The 826-nt window shown below is 74.6% G+C and carries 1 protein-coding gene; it reads left to right on the top strand.

The features are described 5' to 3' along the window. Positions 1-48 precede the first annotated feature (48 nt). Positions 49-826: DUF58 domain-containing protein (locus AC27IO_RS24920; protein ID WP_498741305.1), on the top strand; the 778-nt coding region annotated here is incomplete at its 3' end.

The following is an 826-nucleotide window of genomic DNA, read 5'->3' as shown; positions in this document are numbered from 1 at the left end:
TCACCCCGCCGCTGCCGCCGCACGCCCCCGCGCGCGGCCCCCTGGCCGCTGTCCGCCCTGCAGCGGCGCTGGCAGCGCTGGTGGCAGTCGCGCATCAAGCGCACCGACACCGTCACGCTCACCCAGCGCAACGTGTACATCCTGCCCACGGGCGCGGGCTGGATGCTGGCGCTCACGCTGCTGGTACTGCTGGTGGCGTCCATCAACTTCCAGCTGAACCTGGGCTACCTGCTCACCTTCCTGCTCGCCGGTAGCGCGGTGGTGGGCATCCACATCTGCCACGGCACGCTGCGCGGCCTCACCCTGCACCTGGTGGCGCCGGAGCCGCAGTTCCTGGGCACCAGCACCGCGCTGGAGGTGCAGCTGAGCCACACGCGGCGCACCGCGCGCCACGGCATCGCGGTGGCGGTGCACGGCGCGGGCACGGACACCAAATGGGTCTGGACCGACGTGCCCGCCGAGGGCTCGGCCAGCGTGCAGGTGGCCTACCAGCCGCTGCGGCGCGGGCTGCACGACGCGCCCACGCTCACGGCCGAGACGCGCTTTCCGCTGGGCACCTTCCGCGTCTGGACCCTCTGGCGGCCCGCGGCGCAGGTGCTGGTGTATCCCCAGCCCGAGGTGCCGCCACCGCCGCTGCCCGCGGGCGAGCCGCGCTCGGGCGGCGCGGGCAGCACGCCCACGCAGGGCATTGGCGAGTTCGACGGCGTGCGGGCCTACCGCCGGGGCGACCCGCTCAAGCTGGTGGTCTGGAAGAAGGCCGCCAAGTCGCTGGCCACCGGCACCGACGACCTGGTGAGCCGCGACGCCCAGCAGGCCCAGCGGCAGG

It is taken from the genome of Acidovorax sp. KNOB132 (assembly GCF_057541515.1).
The sequence above is the reverse complement of the archived record's forward strand: the minus strand, read 5'-3'. Positions and strand labels throughout refer to the sequence as shown.